This is a genomic window from Neisseria sp. P0009.S007, from assembly GCF_051962515.1.
In genome coordinates this window covers 1-4,463 of sequence record NZ_JBQCVF010000049.1, presented here as the reverse complement: position 1 = coordinate 4,463, position 4,463 = coordinate 1, and the positions used below count along the sequence as shown (strand labels likewise).

General features: G+C 53.8%; 7 protein-coding genes. 1 reads left to right on the top strand and 6 read right to left on the bottom strand.

Annotated features, from left to right (window positions below; translation table 11 throughout):
* The 6 genes from ACTHS3_RS06340 to ACTHS3_RS06315 form a co-directional block, all read right to left on the bottom strand.
* Nucleotides 1–167 (bottom strand): helix-turn-helix domain-containing protein (locus tag ACTHS3_RS06340; RefSeq protein WP_440367435.1); only part of this gene is annotated, 167 nt, incomplete at its 3' end.
* A 404-nt stretch (nt 168–571) separates the two neighbouring features.
* Nucleotides 572–1,372, bottom strand: a complete 801-nt coding sequence (gene map / locus ACTHS3_RS06335) for a type I methionyl aminopeptidase (RefSeq protein ID WP_223168906.1) — start codon at nt 1,370–1,372, stop codon at nt 572–574.
* A gap of 42 nt (nt 1,373–1,414) precedes the next feature.
* Nucleotides 1,415–2,020: a hypothetical protein gene (locus tag ACTHS3_RS06330; protein ID WP_440367424.1), complete on the bottom strand. Its 606-nt coding sequence runs from the start codon at nt 2,018–2,020 to the stop codon at nt 1,415–1,417.
* A 67-nt stretch (nt 2,021–2,087) separates the two neighbouring features.
* A complete protein-coding gene (locus tag ACTHS3_RS06325) occupies nt 2,088–2,699 on the bottom strand; it encodes a BON domain-containing protein (protein WP_036493677.1) in 612 nt (203 codons plus the stop codon).
* A gap of 73 nt (nt 2,700–2,772) precedes the next feature.
* Entirely contained in the window at nt 2,773–3,366 is a 594-nt protein-coding gene (locus tag ACTHS3_RS06320; RefSeq protein ID WP_070825815.1) for a phosphoheptose isomerase, read from the bottom strand.
* A gap of 4 nt (nt 3,367–3,370) precedes the next feature.
* Nucleotides 3,371–3,718, bottom strand: coding sequence for a YraN family protein (locus ACTHS3_RS06315; protein ID WP_440367422.1), 348 nt, complete (start codon nt 3,716–3,718; stop codon nt 3,371–3,373).
* Nucleotides 3,719–3,783: 65 nt separating this feature from the next.
* On the opposite strand from ACTHS3_RS06315, the gene rsmI reads away from it, so the two are divergent.
* A partial coding sequence (gene rsmI, locus ACTHS3_RS06310) for a 16S rRNA (cytidine(1402)-2'-O)-methyltransferase (RefSeq protein ID WP_440367421.1) occupies nt 3,784–4,463 on the top strand: 680 nt, incomplete at its 3' end.

Sequence of the window (4,463 nt, the reverse complement as noted above, 5' to 3'; positions counted from 1 at the left end):
TGTACCAAACGCAGCAATTCGCGTACAGGTTTAGGCATATTGCGGCCGGATTCGTAACGGGAACCACCGGATTGAGTCACACCAATGCGGCTCCAGAAGTCCATTTGGTTCAGGCCGAGTTTTTTACGGATATCGCGGATGTTTTCAATTTTTTCGAACGATTTCATGAATCTTCCTTATTGTGGTATTTGTTGCATGCCTCTAGGCATAAAAATGGGTCTGCAAGAATGCCGGCATCCCTTTTCCTGTAGGCTTTTGGGGTGATATGTGGGCGTATTGCAAATGACTGATCTAGATAATTAGACAGTATATTCGAAAGAAGTTTGCCGCTGTTTGCCATAATTTGTGTAAATATTTCTTAATTCATTATTTCGTATAATTTTTGGCATATAAATCATTAAATTATGCGATTATCTTAAATATGGCGTGGGCAAATTTTTACATAACTAAACAATTCATTATGGGTAAAAACTTAATTTCGAGCATTTATTCGGTTTGGTGGGTTGGGAAAACGGATAAATTTCAGGCCGTCTGAATCTGTATTTTTAGACGGCCTGAAAATTTTTCAAGTTTAAGGCTTGCCGGTGGCAGGGCTGATGGTGAGGATTTCGTAGCCGGTTTCGGTAACCAAGACTTCGTGTTCCCATTGGGCGGAGAGGGAACGGTCTTTGGTGACCACTGTCCAACCATCGTTCAGGATACGCAGGTGGCGTTTGCCTTGGTTGATCATCGGCTCGATGGTAAAAATCATGCCCGGTTTGAGGACGAGGCCCTGACCTTTGCGGCCGTAGTGGACCACTTGCGGCGCTTCGTGGAAACCGCGGCCGATGCCGTGGCCGCAGAATTCTTGAACTACGGAGTAGCCGGCATTTTCGGCAACCTGTTGGCAGGCATAGCCGACGTCGCCGAGGGTGGCACCGGGTTTGACCGCTTCGATACCCGCCATCATGGAGGCGTGGGTCACGTCGATCAGGCGCTGGGCAATCGGTGAGACTTTGCCGACGGTAAACATGCGGCTGGAGTCGCCGTGGAAGCCGTCTTTTTTGATGGTCAGGTCGATGTTGACGATGTCGCCTTCTTTCAGCGGCTTGTCATCGGGAATGCCGTGGCAGATGACGTGGTTGACGGAGGTGCAGCAGGATTTCGGATAGGGCGGGTTGCCGTAGTTGAGGGGGGCGGGATAACCGCCTTGGACGTTGACGTGGTAGTCGTAAACGAGTTTGTCGATTTCGTTGGTGGTGACGCCGGGTTTGACGAATTGGCCGATGTAATCGAGGGCTTCGGCGACCAAGCGGCCAAGTTCGCGCATTTTTTCGATTTCTTCGGGGGTTTTGATGATGACTTTGTCCATGAGGTTTCCTTCTTGTTTCAGACGGCATGGGGGCCGTCTGAACGGGACGGGTGTGCCGTCTGTTTAAAACAGGTTGTCGAGATTGTCTTTGTTGCGCGGTTTGGTTTGTGGTTTGGTCTCAGGCTCGGCTTTGGGAGTCGGTTTGGACTCGGGGGCTTTGGCTTTTGCCGGTTTGTTTTCTGCTGCTTGTGCGGCCGGTTTGCTGTCTGCGGCTTTGTTTGCTACCGGCTGGCTGTCTGCTTGAGGTGTGTTTTGAGCGGCAGGGCTGCTGTTGTCGGATTGTGTTTTTTCTGATTTGTCAGTTTCGGCGCGTTTGTTTTCTGTGCGTTTGCCGCGGTGTGCGGCAGGCCGGTCGTTTTTTGCACCTTCTTCGGCTTTGTCGCCTTTTTCGTTTTGTGGGACGACAGGATTGCCGGAGGCGGTTTTTTCGTCGCCTTCTTGGGCGGGTTGGACGGTTTCAGGTTCGACTGCGCCGTTGGGGCGCCAAACTTCAATGCGTGTATCGGTTTGTTCGGCAGGGCTTTTTTCGGGTACGTCGGTTTTACCGGAGTTTAGGGTGCTGAATACGCCGGCGACAAGGGCTGCGACGGCGATAAAGCTGACAAGGAATAAAGCGCGGATTAGGTGTTTGGGCTTAAGTTGGAAAGGGGTTTTATTATTCTTGGACATGATGGGTCAGGTAATCGTTGGAGGAATGGCCGTCTGAATATTCAGACGGCCCCGGGTTGCCTGTGAATCAGTTGGCAACGTAGTTTTGATAGAGGGTCACGACTTTTTGTACGCCGACGGTCGTGCTGACTTTTTGGGTCACGCGAGCTTGCTCGTCGGGCGTGAGGATACCCATGACATAGGTCACGTTGCCGTAAGTTACGATTTTGACGCGTGCTTGGGTGGCCGGGCTGAGGCCCAACAGGGCGGCGCGGACTTTGGATGTGCCCCAGGTGTCGTTGGTCACGTCGCCAAGCGAACGCGCTTGCGAGGCGACGGTAATGTAGTTGTACACGCCTTCTGCGGCTTGTTCGGAACGGGCGATGCGTTCAACAAATTGTTTTTCGCCTTCGGTGGCCACTTGTCCGAGCAGGAGCAGGTGGCGGTTGTAGCCGACAACGTTCAGTTTGGGCTTGTAGCCTTCGACTTGGTTGTTTTGGCGCAGGTAGGAGCGTGCGGTGGTTTCGACGCGCAGGGCCATAACGTTGTCGTCGGTTTGCGCGCCTGTGGTGCGGCGGTCGACGGCGGATTTGGTGCCGACGGCAGCACCGCCGATCAGTGCGCCGACGCAGCCGCTCAGACTCAGGCTCAAGAGGGTCGCTGTCAGAACGGGGAGGGCGTAGCGTTTGATATTCTTCATATCCTTTTCCTTGGGTATGGACGGGTGGGCGTTCAGACGGCCTTTAAGGGATGAGCCGTCTGAAAAGAAAGGGTTACATGCCTTCAAGCAGGGCGGAGTCGATACAGTCGCACATGGCGTGAATCAGCAAAATATGGTTTTCCTGAATGCGGGCAGTACGCGGATAAGGGACGTTGAGCAAAACGTCGGTATCTTTGAGCATGGCGGCGATTTTGCCGCCGTCGCGGCCGGTCATGGCGATGACGTGCATATCGCGTTCGTGTGCCGCTTTGATGGCTTCGATGACGTTGGCGGAGTTGCCGGAGGTGGAGATGCCGACCAATACGTCTCCGGCACGTCCGAGTGCGCGCACTTGTTTGCTGAATACGTGGTCGAAACCGTAGTCGTTGCCGATGGCGGTCAGGGCGGAAGTGTCCGTCGTCAGCGCGACAGCGGCCAATTCCATGCGCTCTTTTTCAAAACGGCCGGTCATTTCGGCGGCGAAGTGTTGCGCGTCGGCAGCCGAACCGCCGTTGCCGCAGGCTAAAATTTTGCCGTCGTTCATCAGGCATTGCAGCATCAGCTCGGCGGCCTGTGCGGTCGGCTCGACCAGTACTTTTTCAGCTTCCTGCTTGGCGCGGATGCTCTCGGCAAAATGTGCGGAAACGCGTTCTTGTAATGTTGTCATGAGGTTAACCTGTAATATTTTGAATCCATTCGGGCGGGCCGTCGCCCTCGATCAGTACCGCGTCCAGGCGGCAGGGCGCATGGTTTAACCCGTGCTTTTGCAGATAATACTCTACACTTTGTTGCAATTTCAATAATTTGGACGGCGAGATGCTGTATGCGGCACCACCGAAACCTCGGTTTTTGCGGTATTTTACTTCAACAAACACAATCGTACCGCCGTTTTTGACGATTAAATCGATTTCGCCGTAGGCGCAATGCCAGTTCCGTGCCAGCAGCGAGCAGCCTTTGCCTAGCAGGAACGCCAGTGCCGCATCTTCGGCCGCCGCCCCCTGTTTGTGGTTTAAGCGCATGAAAAGTTTACCCGTTATATAATTATTGTTTTTAAAGAGACGCCGTTTCAGACGGCCTTGAATCTATGTACACAAAACACCTGCAAAAAGCCGTCGACAGCATCGAAAAACAGACATTATACGTTGTCGCCACACCCATCGGCAATTTAGCCGACATAACGCTGCGCGCGCTGGCCGTGCTGCAAAAGGCCGACATAATCTGCGCCGAGGACACCCGTGTTACCGCCCAGCTTTTGAGTGCGTACGGCATTCAGGGCAAACTCGTGAGCGTGCGCGAACACAACGAGCAGCAAATGGCCGACAAAATCATCGCCCATCTTTCAGACGGCCTGAGCGTTGCCCAAGTTTCGGATGCGGGTACGCCAGCGGTGTGCGATCCGGGTGCGAAACTTGCCGCCCGCGTGCGCGAAGCCGGATTTAAAGTGGTGCCTGTGGTCGGCGCAAGCGCGGTCATGGGGGCGTTGAGCGTGGCCGGTGTGACGGAATCTGATTTTTACTTCAACGGTTTCCTGTCGCCTAAGGCCGGCGAACGCCAAAAGCTGATGGCCAAATGGGCGGAAGCCGATTTTCCGATTGTGATGTTTGAAACGCCGCACCGTATCGAAGCAAGCCTTGCGGATATGGCCGCGCAGTTCCCCGAACGCCGTTTGACTTTGGCGCGCGAAATCACCAAAACGTTTGAAACCTTCCTCAGCGGCACGGTTGCCGAAATCCAAGCCGCCCTTAAAAACGACAGCAACCAAAC